The organism is Pseudomonas sp. FSL R10-0056 (assembly GCF_009600105.1).
In the GTDB taxonomy this organism is placed as follows: Bacteria; Pseudomonadota; Gammaproteobacteria; order Pseudomonadales; family Pseudomonadaceae; genus Aquipseudomonas; species Aquipseudomonas bubulae.
The window spans coordinates 37,393-61,132 of the sequence record NZ_WIWL01000056.1; the positions used below are offsets into that span (position 1 = coordinate 37,393).

Below are 23,740 nucleotides of genomic sequence, written 5' to 3' on the forward strand. Positions count from 1 at the left end.
ACCTCATTCAGTTCGTTGTCTGGCGCAGCAGCATGGTGCCGCCGCGCTGGGTAAATTCAAGTTTGTTCAGCGCACTCATGCCCAGCAGCACCTGCTCGCCGTCCAGCCCGGGGGCCGCTACAGCTCGCACATCGCGCAGCACAATGGCGCCCAGCTGCAGGCGATCGATGCGGGTCTGGTAGCCCTGGGTGCGGCCATTGGCAGTGTTCAGCGTCACCGGGACGCCTTTGGGCAGTGCCAGTTGCCTGGCCAGATCCATCGGCACCGCCACATCGGTGGCACCGGTATCGAGTAAAAATTCCACCGGCACGTTGTTGATCCGGCCACTGGCGACGAAATGGCCCTGCACGTTGCCGAGCAGTTTGACTTCGATATAACCCTCGCCTTGTTGCGAGGTCACTTCGGTATTGGGGTTTTGCTGACGCTGTTCCCAGCGCCCGAAAAACTGCGTGGCCAGGTACAGGCCCGCGCACCAGGCCACGATCATGAAGATACGCCCCACGCCTTTGCCCGGTGCTTGCTGGCTCATTGTTTGGCACTCCAGCCACCTTGCGGTGCAGCAAAGCGCCAGACGATGGGACGTTTTTCGCCATCGGCGCGTCTATGGCTGCCGTTGTCGACCCCGACCCAGGCGCCCTTGGCATCCAGGCTCAGGGCCTCGGTGTTGCCATAGCCGGTGTTGTAACGCCGGGCATCGGTCAGGGCATCATTGGCAAACGACCAACAGCGTTCGATCTCGCCCGTATTCGGGGTACGCCGGCAAATACGATAGGCCATGCGCTCAAGGGTAAACAGCTTGTCCTCGAACAGCGCCAGGTCGGCAAAGTCCTTTGCCTGGGCCTTGGCGTTGAGTTGCGTCGGCGGCTGTTCAAGACCGCCTTCGCTCATCAGCACGCAGCCGTTTTCGCAGTCCCATACACTCTGTTTTTTGCGAATCGTCAGCAAGCCACGGCGCTCACGCTCGGCCGCCAGCCATATCTGATTACCCTGCGAGTTGACGGCAATCCCCTCAAACAGCGCATTGAAATGCAGCAACATGCCGCTGGCACGGGCCTGACGCACCAGCGCCGGGTCGATTTTAAGCCATGAAGGCGCCCCGGCCTGAGGGATTTGCAGTACCGCTGCATGGGACTCACTGACCACGAACCGGTTGCCCGCCTCATCGCAACTGATCCCTTCAAAGTCCAGCTCGCCGCCGCGCAACGGGCTGATGGCCTTGCCCATCATGCGCACGCCCCACGGCAAGCCGCTTTCCGGCGCTGGCGGCACATCGACAGGCAAGGCTTCGGCCTGCCACAGAGACTCGCGGGTATCGAGGCGATAAATCTGATCATCATCACGATCAGACACCGCCCACAGCTCACCCGAACATAATGCCAGCCCGGACAGATTGCCACCGCGCATGCCTTCAACCGGATGCTCTGACTGCAACGCCAGTTCTGGCCAGGTATCGGCCATGACCGGCGCAGCACCCAAACAGAACAAGCCCAGCAAGGCACTGCGCATCAGGCCAGCACCTGCGCCAGGTTGCCTTTGGATTCGAGCCAGGACTTGCGGTCACCTGCGCGTTTCTTGGCCAGCAGCATGTCCATCATTTCTGACGTGGCGGCGAAGTCTTCAAGAGTGAGTTGCACCAGGCGACGGGTGTTCGGATCCATCGTGGTTTCGCGCAGCTGTGGCGGGTTCATCTCACCCAGCCCCTTGAAGCGTGTGACTTGCGGCTTGCCGCGTTTTTTCTCGGCGACAAGACGGTCAAGAATGCCGTCGCGCTCGGCTTCGTCCAGGGCGTAGAAGATCTCCTTGCCCAGGTCGATGCGGTACAGCGGCGGCATCGCCACATAGACGTGACCGGCATCCACCAGCGGGCGGAAGTGCTGCACAAACAATGCACAGAGCAAAGTAGCAATGTGCAGGCCGTCGGAGTCGGCGTCGGCAAGGATGCAGATTTTGCCATAACGCAACTGGCTCATATCGGCCGCGCCCGGATCGACACCGATGGCCACAGCGATATTGTGCACTTCCTGGCTCGCCAGCACTTCGCTGCCGTCGACTTCCCAGGTGTTGAGGATCTTGCCGCGCAACGGCAGGATCGCCTGGAACTCCTTGTCCCGCGCCTGCTTGGCCGAGCCGCCTGCAGAATCACCTTCCACCAGGAACAGCTCGGAGCGCATAGGGTCTTGCCCGGCGCAGTCCGCCAGCTTGCCCGGCAAGGCCGGCCCCTGGGTAATGCGCTTGCGTTCGACCTTTTTACTGGCCTTGAGCCTGCGCCCGGCGTTGTTGATCGCCAGTTCGGCCAGTTGCATGCCCAACTCGGGGTTGGCGTTGAGCCACAGGCTGAAGGAGTCCTTGATCACGCCCGAGACAAATGCCGCCGCCTCACGGGATGACAGACGCTCTTTGGTCTGACCCGAGAACTGGGGTTCCTGCATTTTCATCGACAGCACGAACGCAATGCGCTCCCACACATCTTCAGGCGCCAGCTTCACGCCCCGCGGCAGCAGGCTGCGGAACTCGCAGAACTCGCGCATGGCATCGAGCAAGCCCTGGCGCAGGCCGTTGACGTGGGTACCGCCCTGGGCCGTAGGGATCAGGTTGACGTAGCTTTCCTGCACGCTGTCGCCGCCCTCGGGCAGCCACAGCAAGGCCCAGTCGATGGCTTCCTTGTTACCGGCCAGGCTGCCGCAGAACGGCTCGTCGGGCAGGCGTTCAAATTCGCTGACTGCATCGACCAGATACGAGCGCAGGCCGTCTTCGTAATGCCACTCGACCTTTTCGTTGGTGTTTTTGTCTTCGAACGTGACCAGCAGCCCCGGGCATAGCACGGCCTTGGCCTTGAGCACGTGCTTGAGGCGGCTGACGGAAAACTTGGGTGAATCGAAGTATTTCGGGTCCGGCGCGAAGTACACGCTGGTGCCGGTGTTGCGTTTGCCCACGGTGCCGATAATTTCCAGATCGGTGGCTTTATAGCCATCGGCAAAGGTCATCTGGTACTCGTTGCCGTCACGCTTGACCTTGACCCGCACCAGCGTCGACAGCGCGTTGACCACCGAGATGCCCACACCGTGCAGGCCACCGGAGAACTGGTAGTTCTTGTTGGAGAACTTGCCGCCCGCGTGGAGCTTGGTGAGGATCAGCTCGACGCCCGGCACACCCTCTTCAGGGTGGATGTCCACCGGCATGCCGCGCCCGTCATCGCTGACTTCCAGCGAATGATCGGCGTGCAGGATGACGTTGACCGACTTGGCGTGACCGGCCAGGGCCTCGTCGACGCTGTTGTCGATGACTTCCTGGGCCAGGTGGTTGGGCCGGCTGGTGTCGGTATACATGCCGGGGCGTTTGCGCACCGGGTCGAGGCCCGAGAGGACTTCGATGGCGTCGGCGTTATAAGAGCTAGCGCTGGGAGTGGCCATAGGGTCTCGTCGTTAGTCGTAAGTGAAAAAAAGGGCCATTCGACGGGCGCCTTAAAGGGCCGCGAAGTCGATGGTTTCAAACTGTTCGGCGCCGATCCCTGCAAAGTTCAGCAAGTCGGGCAGCTGCTGGGCAAAGCCCTGATAACTGTGATCACCGCCCGCCTCAATACGCAACGTACATGCCGCGTAGTACTGTTCAGCGTAGCGGTAGTCCAGGGTTTCATCGCCTGTCTGCAACCACACCTGACAACGCTGCGCGTCCTGAGGGGCTGGCACTTCAAGTTCTGCCAGCGCCTGCACGTGATCGAGGGTCAGTTCCCAGGTTTCGCCGCTGTAGTGATTGGTTTGCGTGCCCAGATAGCCGTCGAACATCCGGTGCGGGCTGACGGCCGGATTGATCAGCAAGGCCTTGAGGCCGTATTGGCGGGCCAGCCATGTCGCATAGTAGCCGCCGAGCGAGCTGCCGACCAGCAATGGGCTGCCAAGCTCACTGATTACGCCCTGCAATTGGGCAATGGCCTGGCGCGGATGATGGTGCAGGGCAGGCACCCGCAGTTGCCCGCCAAGGCCCATGCCGTGCATAGCCGACGTCAACTGCATGGCTTTCTTGGACTCGGGGGCACTGTTGAACCCGTGGATATACAAGATGGAACCTGACATGCGATGACCCCCGAAGACCCGTTAAGCTGAACACAGCAACAATAAAGGCGCGCAGTTTAGCCTGACTCAGGGGCAATGACTCGCTTCAAGATAATTCAGTAATTGTTGGCGCTGTAATCCGGCTCAAAGGTGAAATCTGCCAGGCGCGACACGCCGGTTTGCAGAGTGCCGTCCGGTTGCAAGCGCAGCCAGCGATAGCCCGGTGCCTCGCCGCTGACCTTGAAGTCTGGGCTGCCCACCGCGAACTGGATGCAGGTAGAGGGCGTGGCCAGCAATCGAACGTCGTTGCGCTGCTGGTCGAACGCCTGATGAACATGCCCCCACAGTACCGCCCGGGCCTGGGGATAACGGTCCATGACCGACCAGAATTCTTTGGCATTGCGCAGACCGATCGGCTCCAGCCACGGGCAGCCCACCGACACCGGGTGGTGATGCAGGCACACCAGGTGATGGCGATCGGGGGCTTCGCTCAAGGATTGGGCCAGCAATTGCAACTGATCGTCCTCCAGGTAACCGGGGGTGGAGTGGGGAACTGCCGAGTTGAGCAGCGTAATGCGCCAATTGCCAATATCGACCACCGGCTCCAGAAGACGGCTTTGCACGGCCGCTTCACGCATCTGCGCAACTTGATCGTGGTTGCCGGGGATCCAGCGGCCAAAGGGTGCCAACGGCGCGGTCAGTGTGCGAAAGCGTTGATAAGCCTCGACACTGCCGTCCTGGGTCAGATCACCAGTGGCCAGCAGGCCGTCAATATGCGGCTGCTCGGCCTGCACCAGATCAATCACTTGTTGCAGGCTTTGCGCGGTCTTGAGCCCCAGCAGCGAGCCATCCGCTTCTGCAAACAGGTGGCTGTCAGAGAGCTGCACCAGCAGCACCGGGTCTTCGGTGGTCAGCGTGGATACATTCGGCAAGGTGGCTCTCCCGGGGAGGGTCAGTGAATGGCGCGATTATGCCATTGAGTATGGCCATTATGGGAGTAAGCGCCTTGATCCAGAGGCCAGTTTTTTGGTGCGCTTGCCAGGATTTCAGCGCACTTCTGCGTACTCATGGCCACAGGCCAGGCAATGACTTAGCCACTCACCCAAAAACACATTGAGCTGGGCCTTTTCGTCGGGCTGGTGCATGGCGATATTGGGGTAGGGATAAATGCTGCGAAAACGCCGCGCATGCTCGGCCGCGACCACTTCGGCCATGCGCGCATCGTGATACACCTGCACCTGCAATTGAGGCACCGGCAACCACGGCAAGCTGTGCTCCTGGCTGACACGCAGGGTGCTGGTGTACGGGCAATCGAGGATCACCTCCAGCGTCAGCACGCCCAGCATCTGATCGCCCTGGGTCACGGCAATCTGGCGCGGGCCGGGTTGCTCGCGCATTTCGGGCAACAAACGCATCAGGCGCGCATAGTTGGCCTCGCAAGCGGCCTGCAGCCCGATCAGATCGACCCGATAACGATCGCGAACCCCATTTACGACCATAACCCCCTCACTTCAGCGCGATTAAGCGCCAGCCATTGCAGGGCAATAATGCTCGCTGCATTGGAAATACGCCCATCACGTACTGCTTGCAGCGCATCTTCGTACGCCCATACCGTTACACGAATATCTTCTGCCTCTTCCTCCAGACCATGCAAGCCCCCGACGCCCTCAGTGCTGCAACGCCCGAGATAGAGATGAACAAACTCGGTGCTGCCCCCCGGCGACGGGAAGTAGCGAGTGATCGGCCACAACGACGAGAACGTCAGCCCGGCCTCTTCTTCACCTTCACGGTGAGCCACTTCCTCGGGCACTTCAGCCTTGTCGATCAGCCCGGCAACCAGCTCGATCAGCCAGGGCGTGTCAGTCTTGCCCAGGGCGCCGACGCGGAACTGCTCGATCAGTACCACTTCATCACGCTGCGGGTCGTAGGGCAGCACACAGACTGCATCATGTCGTACAAACACCTCACGACTGATCTCGCGACTCATGCCTCCGGCAAAGAGTTCGTGTCGCAGATGCACCCGATCAAGCTTGTAAAAACCCTGATAACCGTTCTCGCGCTTTACGATCTCGACGGTGCTTGGCCTGGCCTTGGTGATGTCAGTCATTACAAACCCCTTGCTGGCGAATTTCACCGTGGGCGGACCCTCGGCATCGCGCATCCTAACGCGCCAGAGACTGCGGATGCAGCCTCTTTTCTAACACGGAGATAGACGGATCGCCTGCAAAACAACTCTAATTGGCTCTACATAAGCTTAGTGGCGAACCGATGCCCATGCTGGCAGTCGAACCACCATCACTCCCCCACTCTTCCGACGATGAAGGACGACCATGTCGCTTTTAAAGTTTGCTTCCATGACTTGCATCGCCCTGACCCTGGGCGCTTGCCAAAGCGTGTTCCAGCCTGCGGTGCAAAAGCCGTTGGCGTTTGCCAATGACGCTTCTGAGCAAGTCAAGGCAGGCTGCACCGGCCAGGATTGCCCGCTGGTGAACATCGATACACTGCATTTTCCCGACGCCCCCAAGCTCGATGCGCTGATCGAAAATCGCCTGTTGCGAATGACCGTCAATTCGCCTGAGGACAAACTGGCGCCCTCGCTCAACGCCTATCGCGAACACTTCCTGCGTACGGCCGACAGCCGTAACAGCACTTATTTGCAGGCCAAGGTACGCGAGCAGCATGACGGTCTGGTGATTGTCGAGCTTTCCAGCTACCTGGATACCGGGGGCGCCCATGGCATGCCGGGCCGCGGCTTTATCAACTACTCGCGCTCACAGCAAAAGGACGTGACCCTGCAGGACATGCTGCTGCCGGGTCAGGAACAGGCTTTCTGGGGTGCAGCCAAAGTGGCTCACAACAACTGGCTGATCAGCAGCCATTACGGCAGCGACCCGGAGTTCGTGAAAAACTGGCCGTTCGAGAAAACTCCGCATGTAGCGCTGCTCAAAGACAACGTAGTGCTCAAGTACGACGTGTACAGCATTGCGCCGTATTCTGAGGGCCATGTTGAGTTGAAGATTCCGTACTCGCGTTTGAACGGGATCTTAAAGCCAGAGTGGTTTCCGGGTCGCGGGTAACGCCAACCGCCCCTGTGGCAGCGGGCTAGCTCGCGATGGGATCGATACGGTTTCACTGGAAAACCGCGTCGCCAGCATCGCGAGCTAGCCCGCTCCCACAGTGTGCTAGGCCGTTTTTGACCCGCGCCCCAACAGCCACTGCAACCCGCCGGCCAGCAACAACGCGGGCAATGTTGCGCCTACATCCGGCAGCACGTTCGCCAGCAGGTGATAAGTCAGCACCCCGCCCAGCCAGGCCAGCAGCGTCGGCCAGCGCCACAACTCAGGCGCAACCCGGGCACTGCGCTGGCGCAGGATAAAGTGATCCACCAGCACCACGCCGAACAATGGCGCGAACACCGAACCAATCAGCAACAGAAAGTTCTGGTACTGCGCCAGCGGCGCAAAGCAGGCGATCAAGGTGCAGACCACGCCGATGGCCAGGGCCAGATGTTCGACTTTCAAACGCAACAGAATCCCGCCTGACACCGCCGCCGAGTGAATATCGGCAAATGCGTTTTCCGACTCATCGAGCAAAATCAGCAGCAGCGGAATCCCCAGCCCGGCCCCTGCCAGCGCCAACAGCAGCGCATTCACTTCACCACTCGGGGCGAATGCCAGGGTGTAAGCCACGCCCAGGCTCATCAGCCAGAAGTTACCGATAAAGAAGCCCAAGGCCGTGCCGCCGAACACGTTTTGTGCACGCTTGCCGAAGCGTGAGTAATCCGCAATCAGCGGCAACCACGACAGCGGCATGGCAATGGCAATGTCAAAACCCACTGCGAACGGCAGCGAACCATCGCCTTTTTGCGCCCACAGCGCTGGCAGATCGGCTTTGGCAAACAGGTTCCAAGTCAGCCATAGACAGGCCGCCAGCAGTAACCAGATACCCCATTTGCGCAGAATCTTGCGCACAAAGGTCAATGGCCCGCTCACCGCAAGCAAGGTGGCCAAGGCGCCGAACAGCAGCGTCAGCAACAGGGGGTTGCTCAACAGGCTGCCTTCGCCAAAAGCCCGGGCGCCGAGCAGGCTGGCCGCGTCGCGCATCACGATGATTTCAAACGAGCCCCAGCCGATCAGTTGCAGCACGTTGAGCATGGCCGGGAGCATGGCACCGCGGCTGCCCAGGCTGAGCTTGAGCGCAGCCATCGACGACAGGCCGGTATCGCTGCCAATCACACCGACCGAAGCCAATAGCGACACGCCTACCAGCGTGCCGAGAAAAATCGCCAGCAATGCCCCTGACAGTCCCAGCCCCGGCGCAAGCAACGCGCCGGTCTGCAACACCATCAGGCCAATGCCGAGGGAGAACCACAGGGAGAACAAATCGCGACCACCGAATGCACGCCGGTCCAGAGGAACAGCAAGGTCGGGAGAGTAAGTACCGGGTGTGTTCAAGGAATGAATCCCACAAAGAGAAAACCGCCTAAAAAACCCTGTGGGAGCGGGCTTGCTCGCGATGCAATCAACTCGGTGCAGCTGAATCACCGAGGTGCTGCAATCGCGAGCAAGCCCGCTCCCACAAGGGGACTGCTCACATCACACTTTTTTGTACAGCTGACTGCCTTCCTGCTTGAAGCGCTCGGCCTGTTCGGCCAGGCCTTTGGCCACATCCACGTCGATGGCATCTATGCGCTGGTTGGCGGCGTAGATACGAACTTCCTGGGTGATTTTCATCGAGCAGAACTTCGGCCCGCACATGGAGCAGAAATGCGCGACCTTGGCCGAATCCTTGGGCAGCGTTTCGTCGTGATAGGAGCGCGCCGTGTCCGGATCCAGGCCCAGGTTGAACTGATCTTCCCAACGGAACTCAAAACGCGCCTTGCTCAGGGCGTTGTCGCGGATCTGAGCGCCTGGATGACCCTTGGCAAGGTCGGCAGCATGGGCCGCGATCTTGTAGGTGATGATCCCGGTCTTCACGTCATCCTTGTTCGGCAGGCCCAAGTGTTCCTTGGGCGTCACGTAGCAAAGCATGGCGCAACCGAACCAACCGATCATCGCCGCACCAATGCCCGAGGTGATGTGGTCGTAACCCGGCGCAATGTCGGTGGTCAGCGGGCCGAGGGTGTAGAACGGCGCCTCGTCACAGCACTCCAGCTGCTTGTCCATGTTCTCCTTGATCAACTGCATCGGCACGTGGCCAGGGCCTTCGATCATGCACTGCACGTCGTGCTTCCAGGCGATCTTGGTCAGCTCGCCAAGGGTTTCCAGCTCGCCGAACTGCGCCGCGTCATTGGCGTCGGCAATCGATCCCGGACGCAAGCCATCGCCCAGCGAGAAGCTGACGTCGTAGGCTTTCATGATTTCGCAGATTTCGTCGAAGTGGGTGTAAAGGAAGTTTTCTTTGTGGTGCGCCAGGCACCACTTGGCCATGATCGAACCACCACGGGACACAATCCCGGTCACGCGCTTGGCGGTCAGCGGCACATAACGCAGCAGCACACCTGCGTGGATGGTGAAGTAGTCCACGCCCTGCTCGGCCTGCTCGATCAGGGTGTCGCGGAACAGCTCCCAGGTCAGGTCTTCGGCCACGCCGTTGACCTTTTCCAGCGCCTGGTAAATCGGCACCGTACCGATCGGCACCGGCGAGTTGCGGATGATCCACTCGCGGGTTTCGTGAATGTGCTTGCCGGTGGACAGGTCCATGACCGTGTCCGATCCCCAGCGAATGCCCCAGGTCAGCTTGGCCACTTCTTCTTCAATAGAAGAGCCCAGCGCACTGTTGCCGATATTGCCGTTGATCTTCACCAGGAAGTTGCGACCGATGATCATCGGTTCCAGCTCAACGTGGTTGATGTTGGCCGGGATGATGGCGCGGCCGCGGGCGATTTCATCACGCACGAATTCGGCGGTGATTTCTTTCGGGATGCTGGCGCCAAAGCTGTGGCCCGGATGCTGCTGGTCAAGCAAACCGGCGGCGCGGGCTTCCTGCAGCTTCATGTTTTCGCGGATGGCGACGTATTCCATCTCGGCGGTGATGATGCCCTGACGCGCATAGTGCATCTGGCTGACGTTGGCACCGGCCTTGGCCCGACGCGGGTTCTTCACGTGGGCGAAGCGCAGTTTGGTCAACTCTGCATCTTCAAGGCGCATCTGCCCAAAGTTGGAGCTCAGGCCCGGCAGGCGCTCGGTGTCGTCACGGTCGTCAATCCACGCCGAGCGCACATCGCCCAGACCTTTGCGCACATCAATTTGCACCGACGGGTCGGTATACGGGCCCGAAGTGTCGTAGATCAATACCGGGGCGTTCACTTCACCGCCAAAATCGGTAGGTGTGACATCCAGGCTGACTTCACGCATCGGCACCAGAATGTCCGGGCGCGAACCCTGTACGTAGACTTTTTGCGAGCGGGTAAACGGCTTGACCGACTGCTCATCGACCTTGGCCGAATCACTGAGATTGATCGCGTTTTTTGGTTTTGTACTCATCACGGCTCTCCAGACTGCATCCAGGCGGATTGTCGGAGGGAGAACCTGAAAAATGTACGGATGCACCCAAGGACTGGGTGCTGAGTGACGGCCTCGAATGATTGATCATTTTTTGACCAATCAATCCCGGACAGCACTCAAGAGGACTCGCCGGGAGACGAGAAATCTTGTTCCCTACGCAGGCGTTAACCTGATCAGGTTCAACGGGATCCGAAATTATTCGATCTCAGCCTCATAGCAAGGCACCCCGACAAGAACGCGCCCAGTCTAGAGAAGAGTGAGGCAGAACGCCAACCCCTCAATCAATGGCGTGATAAAAGGCGCAAGAACGGCATTGTTGCAAGGTGCCACCACTACTACACTCGCTACTTCTTGAAACCGCGAGTCGGACTCGGGCTTTCATTTTTCGCATTCTTGAACTAGGGATCGCTCATGCTGCGCAAACTATCACTGGCTATCGCCGTGTCTTGGGCGTCCAGCGCAATGGCGCTGGAAACCACCGCCCCATTGTCCAGCCAAAACGGCCTGGTCAGCGTTTACCACGAAGCGGTCGACAACAACGCCGACCTGGCGGCGGCCCGCGCCGGTTACGAGGCGCAAAAGGAAGTGGTGCCCCAGGCCCGTGCTGGCTTGCTGCCCAACCTGTCAGGGGGGGCCGAGTCGAGCAACGTGCGCACGGCCATCGACCAGCCATCGCTGACCACCACCCGCAGCGCCGTGGTCTATCAGGCCACGCTGGCACAGCCGATTTTCCGGATTGACCGCTGGTTCCAGTTGAAAGCCGCCGAATCGATCAACGAACAGGCTGCACTGCAACTCTCGGCCACCGAGCAAAACCTGATTCTGCAAAGCGCCAATGCCTACTTCTCGGTACTGCGCGCCCAGGACACACTGGCGGCGACCAAGGCCGAAGAGGCCGCGTTCAAGCGCCAGCTGGACCAGTCCCGCGAGCGCTTTGACGTGGGTCTGTCGGACAAGACTGACGTGCTGCAATCCCAGGCCAGCTACGATACGGCGCGGGCCAACCGGATGCTGGCCCAGCGTCAGGTCGAAGACGCTTTTGAATCGCTGATCACCCTGACCAACCGCCAGTACAATGCGATTGAAGGCATGCGTCACACCTTGCCGATCCTGCCGCCGATGCCCAATGACGCCAAGTCATGGGTAGACACCGCCGCGCAGCAGAACCTCAACCTGCTGGCCAGCAATTACGCAGTAAACGCCGCCGAAGAAACCCTCAAGCAGCGCAAGGCTGGCCATGCGCCAACCCTCGATGCCGTGGCACAGTACAAAACCGGCGACAACGACGCTTTCGGTTTGAGCAACCCCAACGCCCTGAACCAGCGTTACGGCGGCGACGTGTCCCAGCGCAGCATCGGCGTGCAGTTGAATATCCCGATCTATAGCGGCGGGCTGACCAGCTCCCAGGTGCGCGAGTCGTACTCTCGCCTGGACCAGACCGAACAACAGCGTGAAGCCTTGCGCCGTCAGGTGGTGGAAAACACACGCAACCTGCACCGCGCGGTCAACACCGACGTTGAACAGGTGCAGGCACGCAAACAGTCGATCATCTCCAACCAGAGCGCACTGGAAGCCACGGAAATCGGCTACCAGGTGGGTACACGCAATATCGTCGACGTGCTCGACGCCCAGCGCCAGCTGTACAACTCGGTACGTGATTACAACAACAGCCGCTACGACTACATCCTCGACAACCTGCGCCTCAAGCAGGCTGCAGGAACGTTGAACCCGGGGGATCTGGAAGCGCTGTCACATTATTTGAAAGCCGACTACAACCCGGACAAGGACTTTCTGCCACCGGACCTGGCCAAGGCCGCCGAAGCCAATCTGCGCTCGCCGGGCAACTGACTTTCGCGCAATTTGATTGGCTGACATATCCAGCTAACACCGTTCCTTGAACGCTCCAGAAGTTAATACGGCATCGGTCGTATGACCTTCTGGAACGCAACACAGGAACGCTCATGCCTACAGTCCCCTCGCCCTCCCTCGCCCTGCCCGAAAATGCCGTACGGGCACAGTTCGCCAACCCGCCCCCACTCACAACGGTCGCCCGGCAAATGCTCGCAGCGGCCATTGCACAGCGCTATCCCTCACTGCGAATCAGCCTCGAACGCACCCGCCTGGCCGTGCCCAGGCCCGGTGGAGGCTGGTCGCTGGAGCCGTTCATGCCCCGGGTGCTGGATTACCTGGGTAGCGGTGTCACGCTGGATTTAAGCCCCGTCAACACACAACCCTACTACCTGACCGATAACGCCCCCGACTGGCTCAAGCCCGATGACGGTGAGCTGGATATGCAGGTTATCGAAAGCCTGGTCAAGGAGCTCCCCTGGCGCCTGCCCGTCGGACTGCAGAATGCACTGCACCAGTGGTGGACAAAAAAAACCGATACCGGCACCAGCCGCTGGCGGTGGCTCAGCGATGTGATGCGGGACACCCTGACAATTGGTGCAATTCGGCAAACCGGTCTGAACCCGGCCGCCCTTGCTGCCATCAACCAGGTCATCACCACGCCTGACCTCGAAGAGCGTATCCGCCTGTATGGCGAGAACGCTGTGCGCGCCTATTGGCTCGAAGCCACCCTGCTGAATCCTGAGGTGGTTTACTCCGGGCTCAATACAAGGATTGCTCTGGTCACCCGAAACCAGGTGCTGATGTGCAAAGCTGACGGCGACACCCTCACCTTTAAAAGCATGGCCACACTGGGTCAGGCCTGGGCCAGGAAAATCATCAGCTCGTACACCGTAAAAGAAATTCGCATGAAGCAATTTGAGCTGGAGGGTAATTTTTTCGATGCCAGCGCCGCCGCCATTCTGAACCGGCAACTTGAACGCACAGCCACGCTAAAAGTGCCGTCCAGTATCGGCTGGCAGGCACTGCAAAGGGTTTACAGGTCCATCACGGATACCTCGGCATACTTTGCCGACGCGCCCAAAGCCACCTTGCAGAGCCTTACAACGGTCAAAAACCACTTGCCCGAATGGCTGAATAACGCGTCAGCGGCCAGCATCGCACGCTATCGCCATTACAGCCTTGCCCTGTATGCCGCCAAACAGGCCAGCGAAGGCAAGACCTACCTGTATGGCATCAGCGACATCCACACCTATGCCGCCGACGCGTTGCACTGGCAAATGCGCGCCGACCAGCGACAATTCGAGCAAGATATCCCCATGCAAGAGCGCATGGATCAGTTTGCACCCAATGATATCGAGCTGACTTTTCTGTCCGCCACCGGCCTGCCCGGGACCATCGGCATCGTGGAGAGCACCACCATGAGCCTGACCGAGCTGTCCCTGAAAAATCTGATCGGTCGGCCCGAAGGTGCACTCAGCCTGCGCCATCGCCTGGGGGAGCCACTGCCAGGATGGTTGACGCCCGACTACATCACCCGACGCGGCGGGCTGATCGAAAAGGTCGATATCGGCAGGGTGTACCCCAAGTATCTTGAAAACGCACTGTTGAGCAACACACCCGACGCCCTGGTGCGCGAAAGGTTTTTCGCCACTCAAACCAGCGTGCAACTGCCGATGGAAGCGCTGGAACTGAGCCTGAAAAAACAAAATGGCCTGACCCCGCTGGGCGCCCGCCATGTGGCCGCAGTGGTACACACCTGCGCCGCTGAGCAACAGGTCGAAGGACTGGCAGTGGTCATTCGTCATTTGGCCCTGCTACGCCACCCCGAAGCCCTGCCCGACATTGTGGGCAACATGTTTATCATCGAGCCGGCCAACGTCGAGTATGGGCCACATGTGCTGTACCGGCCTTTTTACTCGCCATCACTGCTGGAGTTCAGCACCCGCGACGCACTGCTGGACGCCATTGTCGAGCCCTCGCCTCTGCAAACCAGCGTACTGACCTGGTTGAGTGACATTGCCCGTCCGATCTACGACAACGGCGGCTTCAAGGAGCCACATTACCTGCGCTTCGGTTTGGGCAGTGAGTTCGCTCCGATTGAACGGCCGGGTCCTGCCAGGCTGGCCACCAACGGCAGCGACGAGTTACTGCAATTTCTACAGAACGGCCAGTTGATGCAGTACCTCTTTGGCTGTAATGCCAGGGCGCTGGTGGAGCAGGCGAACACAGATTCGGTGTCCAATACGGAAAGCCGCTGGGGGGTGCTACTGGAAGGTGGCAGCCTGATTTTCAACAGCCTGTTGCTGCTGCCGGGCTTGCCACCCCCCATCATGCTGACCGGCGGTTTGCTGAGTGTCGCGAAACTGGCCAGCCAGGACATCCCCGCTCTTGCCAGCAGTGACGCCGCGACTCGCGAGCTGGCAGCCGCCGATGTATTGCTTAACCTGGGCATGTTGCTGTTCCACCAGTCCCAGACGGCTCTGCAGAAACTCACACCACTTCCAGAAGGGTTAATGAGCAAGGCCTTGCGAGCGCAGGCGCCGGCCCGTATCGCCGAAATCTGGCCGGAGCCGGAGCCGCCCAAAATTGTCACGGGCATCGTGGCCCTGCCCGGCGAGTTGCCTGGTGCCCGCAGCACCGAGCTGGACTTGGGCATCGCCAGCGCCAGCGATCGCCTGACTGCCAGCAGACGCGAGCTGTTGGCCAGTTTCAAGGTGGCGCGACCCGAAACTTTACCGCCTCCGATACCCGACGGCATGTTCAAGGGGCTTTATTTAATTGATCAGAAGTGGCACGCCTTGCTCGGTGAAGGGCTGTACCCCGTGCACATCGACAGCGAAGATAATGTCGCCATCTCTTCAAACACCGATATCAATCGCATTGGCCCGAACCTGAGAACGGATGGTAAAGGCAATTGGTTTGTAGACACCCGCCTGCGTTTACAGGCTGGGGGCCTCTCCAGACGCATAGCGTCCCTGCAAGCGCAAAAAGCCCGGCGTAAAAGTGAACTGCAAACACAGCTGACTGACTTTTACCCCCTTGAAGCTCCGCGGCAGAAGGCCGTTGATATCACCCACAGCGCCCTGAGAAGTGCAATGGCAGACCCACGCTTCACTGCCGAGCAGCTCGCCGCTTTACGCGAGAGGCTCAAAACCGCACTGCACGCGGAGTTGAGCGGTTACCAGGCATTGCTGGCCACTGCCGAGGAACGCAGCAAGCTTGATATCCCCTTTCACGAAACGATCGTGATTTCCATGCTGGAGAAGTCCTTCGACAACCGGATCATCTCCCTGGTTGTCTCGGCAAACGAACAAAGAGCCCTGATCAACAAGTGGCCGCAGTTCAATGCAGAGGACGCTGATATCGAGGCCGCGGTACAGGCAGACCCCCAGGGGTATGCACAGTCAAACCGCGAGCAGGTGGCAATCAACGAGATCACGATAGAACGTATCGAGCAAAGAGACGGCTATCTGGAGCAGTTGTACAACTTCGGCGAAGCGGGCATCGCTGCCGCTACCGAACTGGCCCGTTCAATACCTGCGGCTGGACATACCAGCCTGACCCTCAAGGGTTTTCAGCTCGACTGCCTGAAACAGGCCAGCTCCACCCCCTCCGCAAGCAGTCTCACAGAAGAAAGCCTTGATAGCGCCATTGACCCGCTCAATGAGCACACCCACACCCATAACCAGCTCAATACTCTGGAAATCGACGCTGACAAACGCCTGGAGGTACTGGACAGCCTCGCGGAGAACTACGGCCAGGCGCTGGATGCCCTGGAAGGCATTGGCTTGATGTATGCCGATGAACTGGATCCCGAGTACTTCAAAAAGCTTCGTCTGTTGCTGACAGAGCTCTATCAGGATGTCACCCGCCAACTGGCGGCCGAGATCAAGCCGCCCCCGCAGCCCCCCGCACAAAGACCTGGAAAGCGCACACCACCTGCCGCTGGCAGTCGCTCCAAAAAAGTGATTCATGTCCGTGGCAAGGGCAAATTGATCGGCGAACTCCGGCCCGCAGACAACGAATGGCTGAGTGATGTCATTGAAATCCGCTCAGACTATGACGAGCAATTACTGTCGACTTATTTGCAGCACGAGGACGAATGGATCGAGATTAAAACCGTGCGCACTGAATCACCGCGCACACGGGCACTGAATATCATCAAGGGTGATGCGCGCAAACTTTACGCCTTGTCCGAATGGCATCTGCACAAGGCCACAGTGCACAGCATGAGTACCCGCTACCCGCAGGAAGTCGAAGAAGAACTCATTCGCGAAGCCAATAAGCTCGACAAGCTGGCTACTGAACTGCACTTGGCCCTGCAGACCCAAGCCGAGGATTCAAGGTCCCAGGACGATCAGACCCTGATCGACAGCATGCGCAGTGCTGCCCAAAAAATGATCAGGGAAGGCAGGGAGATGCGCATCAAGTTGAGCTTCGAACTGCCGCCGACCCATGGCAACCTGCAGTACCTGATTGATGAGAAACAGGTCCAGATAGCGGGGCTAGGCAAGCGCATCCCGTTAACCGGTGAGCGGCAGGACTACATGCAGGAGTACGCCGTCAACGACCGCCAGGGCAGCCCGCTGTGGTATGCCCATTTTCACTATGACGAGGCCCATACCCCGAAAGCGAACTACACGGCCGCTCACTTGAAGACAAAAGAGCAGCGAAAATTCAGCTACATCGTCCAGCTGGACAAGGCTAAAACTGCCCCTGCCATCGTAAACGTGCATCGCGGCCAGATTGGTAAAGACCTGGCCGAACGCTGGTTTCTGCCACTGGCCGACTAGCGCGACATCAACCGTCCCAGGCCATCGAGCAACCGCTGCAAGGCGCCCTGATTGCGCTGCATGACTTTAAGGCCCGCCTGGCCCATGCGCCGGGCGTCTTGCGGCAACTCGAACAAGCGCTGTACCGCCAGCGCCAGCCCTTGGGCGTCGTCCACTTCTTCCAGTGCTCCGGCGTCGCGCAGCATCGCGCTGATTTCCAGAAAGTTGAACAGATGTGGCCCGCTCAACACCGGTTTGGCCAGCGCCGCCGGTTCCAGCAGGTTGTGCCCGCCATTGGGAACCAGACTGCCCCCCACAAAAGCGGTGTCTGCCAGCGCGTACAAAAACAGCAATTCACCCATGGTATCACCCAGCATGACCTGGGTACTTGCGGTGACCGGCTCGCCACTGGAACGGCGCACCGTGGCAAACCCTTCGCGCTGGCACAGCTCGAATACCTGATTGAAGCGCTCCGGGTGCCGAGGCACCAGCATCAGCAACGCATTGGGGTAATGGCCAAGCAATTGCCGATGGGCCGCGAGCACAATCTCGTCCTCCCCCTCGTGGGTGCTGGCTGCAATCCATACCGGGCGAGCCAGAGCCTGCCACTGCTCACGCAGCTCCCGGGCATCGACCAGCAGCTGGGGGTCGATGGTCAGGTCAAACTTGATCGAGCCGGTGACCTCAACGCACTCAGGTCGTGCACCCAATTGACGAAAGCGCTCGGCTTCGGTTTCGGTCTGCACGGCAATCAGGCTCATTTCTTCCAACATGGGCCGGGTCAGGCGGGCGAAGCGGCCATAGCCCTTGGCCGAGCGTGCCGACAAGCGGGCATTGGCGAGCGCCACCGGTATGCCGCGCTTGGCACACTGATGGATATGATTGGGCCACAACTCGGTTTCCATGATGACCGCGAGTTTGGGTTGCACGCGATTCAAAAAGCGCGCGGCCGCCCACGGCAAGTCGTAAGGCAGGTAGCAATGCTGAATACGCGGCTCATTCGCGAACAGCGCCTGGATCCGCTCGGACCCGGTGGGTGTCATACACGTCACTGTGATTGGCAGCTGTGGGTAACGTTTTAGCAGCTCACGAATCATCGGCGCGGCAGCGATGCTCTCGCCCACCGAGACCGCATGCACCCAGATCCCCCCCGGCTGCAGGGTCGGCAGATTCAAGGCGAAACGCTCACCAATACGCCGGGCATAAGCGGGCGCCTTGCGCGCCCGCAGCCACAATCGAATCGCCACCAGTGGCAGCCCCAGATGAAACAGCAAGGTGTAGAGAGTTCTATTCATGGGTGCGGAGTTTACTTGAAAAAGTATTCACGATGATGGCACCGAATACTCCCTACCCTGTCGCAACCAGAATGCACTACACACTTTCACAACTACTAGAATGCCTTGCTGCTAAATTGCCCCGCTCCACACTCAGGACTCCACCATGAACGCCTACTATTACCTGGCCATTGCCATTTGCGCCGAAGTCATCGCCACCGTCTCCATGAAAGCGATCAAGGGTTTCAGCACACCGCTGCCGCTGATCCTGGTGATTGCCGGTTACGCCACGGCATTCTGGATGCTGACCCTGGTGGTGCGCACCATTCCCGTGGGCGTGGCTTACGCGGTGTGGGCGGGTATGGGCATTGTGATGGTGAGTGTCGCAGCGCTGTTTATCTACGGGCAAAAACTCGACATCCCGGCCATGCTCGGCATGGGCCTGATTGTGCTGGGGGTGGTGGTGATTCAACTGTTCTCGAAAACAGCGGGGCATTGAATCCAGCAACGAAAACACCACACCTCGTTCCTTCGGCAGCTGCTACGCAGGTTTACAGGCTCAGGCCAGGTTGTGGATCAGGCTGTATACTTGCGGTCTTTGTCTTTAAACGCCGAGGTCGCCCATGCCATCTGTTATTTCCACCGACGTGCTGATTGTCGGCGCTGGGGTTGCCGGCCTTTGGCTCAATGCCCGCCTGCGTCGCCAGGGCTTCTCCACGATTGTGGTCGAGCGTGAAAGCCTGGGGGGCGGGCAGAGTGTGAAATCTCAAGGCATCATTCATGGCGGCGCCAAATATGCGCTGCACGGTGCCCTGACCGGGGCGTCCGAAGCCATCGCCGATATGCCGCGCCGCTGGCGCGAAGCCCTGGCCGGCGACGGCGAACTCGACCTGAGTGGTGTGCGCCTTCTTTCCGAAGCCCATTACCTGTGGTCGCCGGGCACCCTCGCGGGTAACCTCACCAGCTTTTTTGCCAGCAAGGCCGTGCGTGGCCGGGTCGATCAGGTCAAGGGCGACCAGTTGCCCCCGGCCCTGCAAGATCCACGTTTCAAAGGCAAGGTGTATCGCCTGGCGGAGCTGGTAGTCGACGTCCCGAGCCTGATCGAGCGTCTGGCGGAGTTGGCGGGGGATGGCCTGCTGGCCGGGCAGGTGATTGAACCGCTGTTTGACAACGACGAACTGATTGGCCTGCGGGTCGACGGTCTGGAGATTCACGCCCAGCGTATTGTGTTCAGTGCAGGTGGCGGCAATGCCGAGCTGCTGGCCAGTGTCGGCATCAGCGTTCCGGCCCAGCAACTGCGCCCGCTGCATATGGTGCTGGTCAAGGGGCCCAGCCTCAAGCCGCTGTACGCCCACTGCCTGGGCGGTGGGCCCAAGCCACGCATTACGGTAACCACTCACCCCGCGGCCAATGGCGAGTGGGTGTGGTATCTGGGCGGTGATATCGCCGAAGCCGATGGCGTGGCCCGCGAACCTGCCGAGCAAATCGCCGTGGCGAAAAAAGAGCTGGGCAACCTGCTGCCCTGGGTTGACCTGAGCCAGGCGCAGTGGGCCACGTTGCGGGTCAACCGTGCCGAGCCTGCGCAGTCGGGGCTGGTACGCCCGGACAACGCTTTTCTCTCGGACCAGGGCCGTCTGCTGGTCGGCTGGCCGACCAAGCTGGCACTGGCACCGGACTTCTCTGACCGGGTGCTGCAAGCGCTGGAGCACGACGGAATCAAACCGGGCAATGCACCGGCCCTCCCCCCGCTGCCACGTCCACCCCTGGGAAAAACCGCGTGGGAGCAACTGTTGCCATGAGCCAGCCAACCCTGCACGACTTCCATCGCCCGCTGGGCAGTACCGGCCTGCTGGTTTCGCCACTGGGGCTGGGCACCGTCAAGCTGGGCCGCGACCAGGGGGTCAAGTACCCCAGCGGCTTCAAGATTCCGGATGATAACGAAGCGCAGATGCTGCTCAAGCTCAGCCGCGACCTGGGCATCAACCTGATCGACACCGCCCCCGCCTATGGCCGCAGTGAAGAACGCCTTGGCCCGCTATTGCGTGGTCAGCGCCAGGACTGGGTGATCGTCAGCAAGGTCGGCGAAGAGTTTGTCGACGGCCAGTCGAGTCATGATTTCAGCGCCGCACATACCCGGCGCTCGGTGGAACGCAGCCTGCAACGTCTTGAAACGGACTTTATCGATCTGGTGCTGGTGCACTCTGACGGCAATGACCTTGCGGTTCTCAATGAGTGCGAGGTCTACGAGACCCTGGCCGAACTCAAACGCGAGGGCAAGATTCGCGGTTTCGGCTTGTCGGGCAAAACCGTTGAAGGAGGGCTCAAGGCCTTGGAAACCGGTGATTGCGCGATGGTCACCTACAACCTCAATGAACAGGCCGAGCGGCCGGTGATCGATTACGCCGCGGCCCACGGCAAGGCCATTCTGGTTAAAAAGGCGCTGGCCAGCGGGCATGTGTGCTTGAGCCCTGGGGTCGATCCGGTGCGCGCCAGCTTCGAACTGGTGTTTGGCCATCACGGGGTTGCCAGTGCTATTGTCGGCACCATCAATCCGCTGCACTTGGCCCATAACGTGGCGACCGTTGCGCAGGTTCTGCGTAAAACCTGAAGCCGCCGACGCGGCCGACCCCGACGCAAGGAGGAGCCGACATGCCGCGCATGCTGATCCGCAAGAACCCCAGCGACTTCAAAACCCTGCCGTTATTTGTCGAAGCCACGCCAGAGGGCTTGAGCTATCAAAGCATCGGCATGCCGTTGAACTTCGCGCAGACCCTGCTAAAGCGCCGCCCGGTCAAGGTTGCCGATAATGAGCGTTTTTCGCTGGAGCTGGCCAACCTTGGCGTATCCGTGCGACTGACCATGAGTTGGCAAGGTCGCGACTACTGGGTGCTGGTACGTCAGCGTCGTCAGGATCGGGGCGATGTGGTGCTCAAGCTGATCTCTGGTTACGTGCCAGCCCACGAGGTCAGCCTGCCCCTGCACACAGCCATCCAGGAGATTGCCGAAGAGTGCCTGCTGGAAACCCCCGAAGGCTGGCTGAGCGGGCGGTTCAATGAAACATGGCTGCCTGCGCCCTACGCCGCCGCGCTGCATTACCGCGAGGCCATGCCCTTTCGCCTGACCCCCCTGTCCGGTGCGACACGGCCTGTAAGCTGTGGCAGCCAGCCCTTGCTGGAGCGGCCACGGACCTACGTGCACTTGCCGACAGCATCGCTGCAACTGATTTACGACCTGCGTCTGGAAGTGCCCAAAGAGGCCAAGTCCCTGAGCCTTTTCCATGTCGAAGAGCGGCTTGAAGGGGATCAACTGGTAGCGCGGCTGGACCGCAAGCGCCCGGATCTGTACCTGATCCCGCTCACGGAAGGCCGGCCCTGCGCCGAGTTATACACCCTGAGCAAAGACCGCCTGCAACCTGCCAGTACCCGTGGCGTGCGGCTGGCCGAGAGCTTTGCACCGCAGGACGGCTGGGTGGTCCATGACGAGCGGATTCGCTGGAAGGATTGGGTTCGGCAACAGGGTTTAACCCCGCCCAAACCCGAGTCACGGCTCAAGCGCCTGACCGGCAAGGCGCGGCAGATTTTCAGGAAGGTGGTGAAAAAGTCTTAGATTCAAATGTGGGAGCGGGCTTGCTCGCGATTCAGACAACTCGGTTTTTCAGTTACACCGAGTCGACCCGATCGCGAGCAAGCCCGCTCCCACAGGGGGTGTGCGGTCGATCACTGACCGCGAATTTTCTCGACAATGGCTGTGGTCGAGCTGTTTTCAACCAGCCCCAACACTTTAACCGTACCGCCATAGGCGGCCACGATATCGGCGCCAACCACCTGATCGATGCCGTAATCACCGCCTTTGACCAGCACGTCAGGCTTGACCTGAGCCAGCAGATTTTCCGGCGTGGCTTCAGGAAAGCTGATCACCCAGTCCACGGCGCCCAGACCGGCCAGTACAGCCATGCGACGGTCCACACTGTTGATCGGGCGACCCGGACCCTTGAGGCGACTCACCGAAGCATCATCGTTGACTGCAACGATCAAACGATCGCCCTGGGCCCGCGCTTGCTCCAGATAGGTCACATGCCCGGCATGCAAAATATCGAAACAACCATTGGTGAAGACGATTTTTTCGTTGTGCGCCCGCGCATCTTCGATGGCCAGCAACAGCTGATCGAGGCTCAGCACACCACGCTCCGACCCTTCTGAGCGCTGGATCGCCCGACGCAGTTCCGGCGCACTTATGGCTGCCGTACCCAGCTTGCCGACCACAATACCCGCCGCCAGATTGGCCAGGGCCACGGCGTGGGGCAGTTCCTCACCGGCAGCAATGGCTGCGGCCAGGGTTGAGATGACGGTATCGCCAGCCCCTGTTACGTCAAACACTTCTCGGGCACGGGCCGGCAGGTGCATGGCGGCAAAGCCCGGACGCAACAGGGTCATGCCATGTTCGCCACGGGTCACCAGCAAGGCACCCAGGTCCAGATCTGCCATCAGCTTGGCGCCCTTGGCCACCAGGTCGGCCTCGTCGGTGCAACCACCGACGATGGTTTCAAACTCACTGAGATTTGGCGTAATCAGGCTGGCGCCACGGTAGATCGAGAAATCCTTGCCCTTGGGATCGGCCAGCACCGGAATGCCCCTGGCACGTGCGGCCTGGATCAGCACCTGATGGTTTTTCAGGGCACCCTTGCCGTAGTCGGACAGCACCAGCACCTTGATGCCTTCAAGCAGGTTTTCAACTTCAGCGCCCAACGCCAGGGCGTCGGTGGCAAACGGTTCTTCGAAATCGATACGCAGCAATTGCTGGTGACGGCTCATGACCCGCAGCTTGACGATGGTCGGCTGGTGCGCAATACGCTGGAACAGTGCACGAACACCCGCACCCTTGAGCCGGTTGGCCAGGCTGTCGGCGGCTTCGTCGTCGCCGGTCACCCCCACCAGCGAGGCAGGCGCGCCCAGTGCAGCGATGTTGAGCGCAACGTTGGCAGCGCCGCCCGGGCGGTCTTCGATTTGCTCGACCTTGACCACCGGCACCGGCGCCTCAGGGGAAATCCGTGAGGTCCCGCCATGCCAATAACGGTCGAGCATGACATCGCCTACCACCAAGACAGGGGCTTGATCGAATCGCGGCATGGACAACTTCATGGACAACCCACATACAAAATGAACAGGGGCGCGATATTAACACAGGGTGAACGCAGGTCAGTTCACGGTATTAATCGCAGCGAATGAGAATCAGACATGAGCTACAAGACTCAAGATGAAGATTCCCCGTGGAGGCAGGCCTGCCTCCAC

Annotated in this window: 18 protein-coding genes and 1 riboswitch; of the genes, 7 read left to right on the plus strand and 11 right to left on the minus strand. The window is 60.1% G+C overall.

What is annotated here, in order from left to right:
• Positions 1-7: 7 nt before the first annotated feature.
• From GHO42_RS03150 to GHO42_RS03180, 7 genes are all read right to left on the minus strand, one after another.
• Positions 8-529 (minus strand): TIGR02281 family clan AA aspartic protease, encoded by a 522-nt coding sequence (locus tag GHO42_RS03150; protein WP_095031362.1) that lies wholly within the window; start codon positions 527-529, stop codon positions 8-10.
• Positions 526-1,506, minus strand: coding sequence for an esterase-like activity of phytase family protein (locus tag GHO42_RS03155; protein ID WP_095031363.1), 981 nt, complete (start codon positions 1,504-1,506; stop codon positions 526-528). The genes GHO42_RS03150 and GHO42_RS03155 overlap by 4 nt, the downstream gene beginning before the upstream one ends.
• The gene (gene parE, locus GHO42_RS03160) at positions 1,506-3,410 is read right to left on the minus strand and encodes a DNA topoisomerase IV subunit B (RefSeq protein ID WP_095000938.1); all 1,905 of its coding nucleotides are present in this window, start codon (positions 3,408-3,410) and stop codon (positions 1,506-1,508) included. The genes GHO42_RS03155 and parE overlap by 1 nt, the downstream gene beginning before the upstream one ends.
• 51 nt (positions 3,411-3,461) lie before the next feature.
• A complete protein-coding gene (locus tag GHO42_RS03165) occupies positions 3,462-4,070 on the minus strand; it encodes a YqiA/YcfP family alpha/beta fold hydrolase (protein ID WP_095000937.1) in 609 nt (202 codons plus the stop codon).
• Between the two features lie 95 nt (positions 4,071-4,165).
• A complete protein-coding gene (gene cpdA / locus GHO42_RS03170) occupies positions 4,166-4,981 on the minus strand; it encodes a 3',5'-cyclic-AMP phosphodiesterase (RefSeq protein WP_095000936.1) in 816 nt (271 codons plus the stop codon).
• Positions 4,982-5,095: 114 nt separating this feature from the next.
• Positions 5,096-5,548, minus strand: coding sequence for a DUF1249 domain-containing protein (locus GHO42_RS03175; RefSeq protein WP_095000935.1), 453 nt, complete (start codon positions 5,546-5,548; stop codon positions 5,096-5,098).
• Positions 5,539-6,156, minus strand: a complete 618-nt coding sequence (locus GHO42_RS03180) for an NUDIX domain-containing protein (protein ID WP_095001096.1) — start codon at positions 6,154-6,156, stop codon at positions 5,539-5,541. The genes GHO42_RS03175 and GHO42_RS03180 overlap by 10 nt, the downstream gene beginning before the upstream one ends.
• Before the next feature lie 223 nt (positions 6,157-6,379).
• Between GHO42_RS03180 and GHO42_RS03185 the strand changes: the two genes are divergently transcribed.
• Positions 6,380-7,126, plus strand: a complete 747-nt coding sequence (locus GHO42_RS03185; protein ID WP_095000934.1) for an RsiV family protein — start codon at positions 6,380-6,382, stop codon at positions 7,124-7,126.
• A gap of 105 nt (positions 7,127-7,231) precedes the next feature.
• On the opposite strand, the gene cytX is transcribed toward GHO42_RS03185, so the two are convergent.
• Both cytX and thiC read right to left on the minus strand, forming a co-directional pair.
• Positions 7,232-8,503, minus strand: a complete 1,272-nt coding sequence (gene cytX / locus GHO42_RS03190) for a putative hydroxymethylpyrimidine transporter CytX (protein ID WP_153327251.1) — start codon at positions 8,501-8,503, stop codon at positions 7,232-7,234.
• Positions 8,504-8,644: 141 nt separating this feature from the next.
• Positions 8,645-10,534: a phosphomethylpyrimidine synthase ThiC gene (thiC, locus tag GHO42_RS03195; RefSeq protein ID WP_095000933.1), complete on the minus strand. Its 1,890-nt coding sequence runs from the start codon at positions 10,532-10,534 to the stop codon at positions 8,645-8,647.
• A 154-nt stretch (positions 10,535-10,688) separates the two neighbouring features.
• Positions 10,689-10,794, minus strand: a riboswitch (TPP riboswitch).
• A gap of 172 nt (positions 10,795-10,966) precedes the next feature.
• On the opposite strand from thiC, the gene GHO42_RS03200 reads away from it, so the two are divergent.
• Both GHO42_RS03200 and GHO42_RS03205 read left to right on the plus strand, forming a co-directional pair.
• Positions 10,967-12,403 carry a TolC family outer membrane protein gene (locus GHO42_RS03200; RefSeq protein ID WP_095017688.1) on the plus strand — a complete coding sequence of 479 codons (1,437 nt, stop codon included), beginning with the start codon at positions 10,967-10,969 and terminating at the stop codon, positions 12,401-12,403.
• A 113-nt stretch (positions 12,404-12,516) separates the two neighbouring features.
• Positions 12,517-17,199, plus strand: a complete 4,683-nt coding sequence (locus GHO42_RS03205; protein ID WP_153327253.1) for a dermonecrotic toxin domain-containing protein — start codon at positions 12,517-12,519, stop codon at positions 17,197-17,199.
• Here GHO42_RS03205 and waaA read toward each other — a convergent pair.
• Entirely contained in the window at positions 17,196-18,473 is a 1,278-nt protein-coding gene (gene waaA / locus GHO42_RS03210; RefSeq protein WP_095017690.1) for a lipid IV(A) 3-deoxy-D-manno-octulosonic acid transferase, read from the minus strand. The genes GHO42_RS03205 and waaA overlap by 4 nt on opposite strands.
• Positions 18,474-18,618: 145 nt before the next feature.
• On the opposite strand from waaA, the gene GHO42_RS03215 reads away from it, so the two are divergent.
• The 4 genes from GHO42_RS03215 (at position 18,619) to GHO42_RS03230 (ending at position 22,058) form a co-directional block, all read left to right on the plus strand.
• Entirely contained in the window at positions 18,619-18,951 is a 333-nt protein-coding gene (locus tag GHO42_RS03215; RefSeq protein WP_095000929.1) for a multidrug efflux SMR transporter, read from the plus strand.
• 124 nt (positions 18,952-19,075) lie between these two features.
• Positions 19,076-20,251 (plus strand): FAD-binding oxidoreductase, encoded by a 1,176-nt coding sequence (locus GHO42_RS03220; protein WP_095017691.1) that lies wholly within the window; start codon positions 19,076-19,078, stop codon positions 20,249-20,251.
• Positions 20,248-21,060 carry an aldo/keto reductase gene (locus GHO42_RS03225; protein WP_095017692.1) on the plus strand — a complete coding sequence of 271 codons (813 nt, stop codon included), beginning with the start codon at positions 20,248-20,250 and terminating at the stop codon, positions 21,058-21,060. The genes GHO42_RS03220 and GHO42_RS03225 overlap by 4 nt, the downstream gene beginning before the upstream one ends.
• A gap of 41 nt (positions 21,061-21,101) precedes the next feature.
• A complete protein-coding gene (locus GHO42_RS03230; protein WP_095000926.1) occupies positions 21,102-22,058 on the plus strand; it encodes a metal ABC transporter ATPase in 957 nt (318 codons plus the stop codon).
• Positions 22,059-22,168: 110 nt separating this feature from the next.
• Here the strand turns inward: GHO42_RS03230 and hldE are convergent, their stop codons facing one another.
• A complete protein-coding gene (gene hldE / locus GHO42_RS03235) occupies positions 22,169-23,590 on the minus strand; it encodes a bifunctional D-glycero-beta-D-manno-heptose-7-phosphate kinase/D-glycero-beta-D-manno-heptose 1-phosphate adenylyltransferase HldE (protein ID WP_095000925.1) in 1,422 nt (473 codons plus the stop codon).
• Positions 23,591-23,740 lie beyond the last annotated feature (150 nt).

Bases quoted from the DNA above. Each gene is read 5' to 3' on its own strand.
- parE (WP_095000938.1), bottom strand. From the start codon at position 3,410: ATGGCCACTCCCAGCGCTAGCTCTTATAACGCCGACGCCATCGAAGTC.
- GHO42_RS03200 (WP_095017688.1), top strand. From the start codon at position 10,967: ATGCTGCGCAAACTATCACTGGCTATCGCCGTGTCTTGGGCGTCCAGC.
- GHO42_RS03165 (WP_095000937.1), bottom strand. From the start codon at position 4,070: ATGTCAGGTTCCATCTTGTATATCCACGGGTTCAACAGTGCCCCCGAG.
- GHO42_RS03185 (WP_095000934.1), top strand. From the start codon at position 6,380: ATGTCGCTTTTAAAGTTTGCTTCCATGACTTGCATCGCCCTGACCCTG.
- GHO42_RS03180 (WP_095001096.1), bottom strand. From the start codon at position 6,156: ATGACTGACATCACCAAGGCCAGGCCAAGCACCGTCGAGATCGTAAAG.
- GHO42_RS03205 (WP_153327253.1), top strand. From the start codon at position 12,517: ATGCCTACAGTCCCCTCGCCCTCCCTCGCCCTGCCCGAAAATGCCGTA.
- hldE (WP_095000925.1), bottom strand. From the start codon at position 23,590: ATGAAGTTGTCCATGCCGCGATTCGATCAAGCCCCTGTCTTGGTGGTA.
- GHO42_RS03215 (WP_095000929.1), top strand. From the start codon at position 18,619: ATGAACGCCTACTATTACCTGGCCATTGCCATTTGCGCCGAAGTCATC.
- GHO42_RS03220 (WP_095017691.1), top strand. From the start codon at position 19,076: ATGCCATCTGTTATTTCCACCGACGTGCTGATTGTCGGCGCTGGGGTT.
- thiC (WP_095000933.1), bottom strand. From the start codon at position 10,534: ATGAGTACAAAACCAAAAAACGCGATCAATCTCAGTGATTCGGCCAAG.
- GHO42_RS03230 (WP_095000926.1), top strand. From the start codon at position 21,102: ATGCCGCGCATGCTGATCCGCAAGAACCCCAGCGACTTCAAAACCCTG.
- GHO42_RS03225 (WP_095017692.1), top strand. From the start codon at position 20,248: ATGAGCCAGCCAACCCTGCACGACTTCCATCGCCCGCTGGGCAGTACC.
- GHO42_RS03155 (WP_095031363.1), bottom strand. From the start codon at position 1,506: ATGCGCAGTGCCTTGCTGGGCTTGTTCTGTTTGGGTGCTGCGCCGGTC.
- GHO42_RS03150 (WP_095031362.1), bottom strand. From the start codon at position 529: ATGAGCCAGCAAGCACCGGGCAAAGGCGTGGGGCGTATCTTCATGATC.
- GHO42_RS03175 (WP_095000935.1), bottom strand. From the start codon at position 5,548: ATGGTCGTAAATGGGGTTCGCGATCGTTATCGGGTCGATCTGATCGGG.
- waaA (WP_095017690.1), bottom strand. From the start codon at position 18,473: ATGAATAGAACTCTCTACACCTTGCTGTTTCATCTGGGGCTGCCACTG.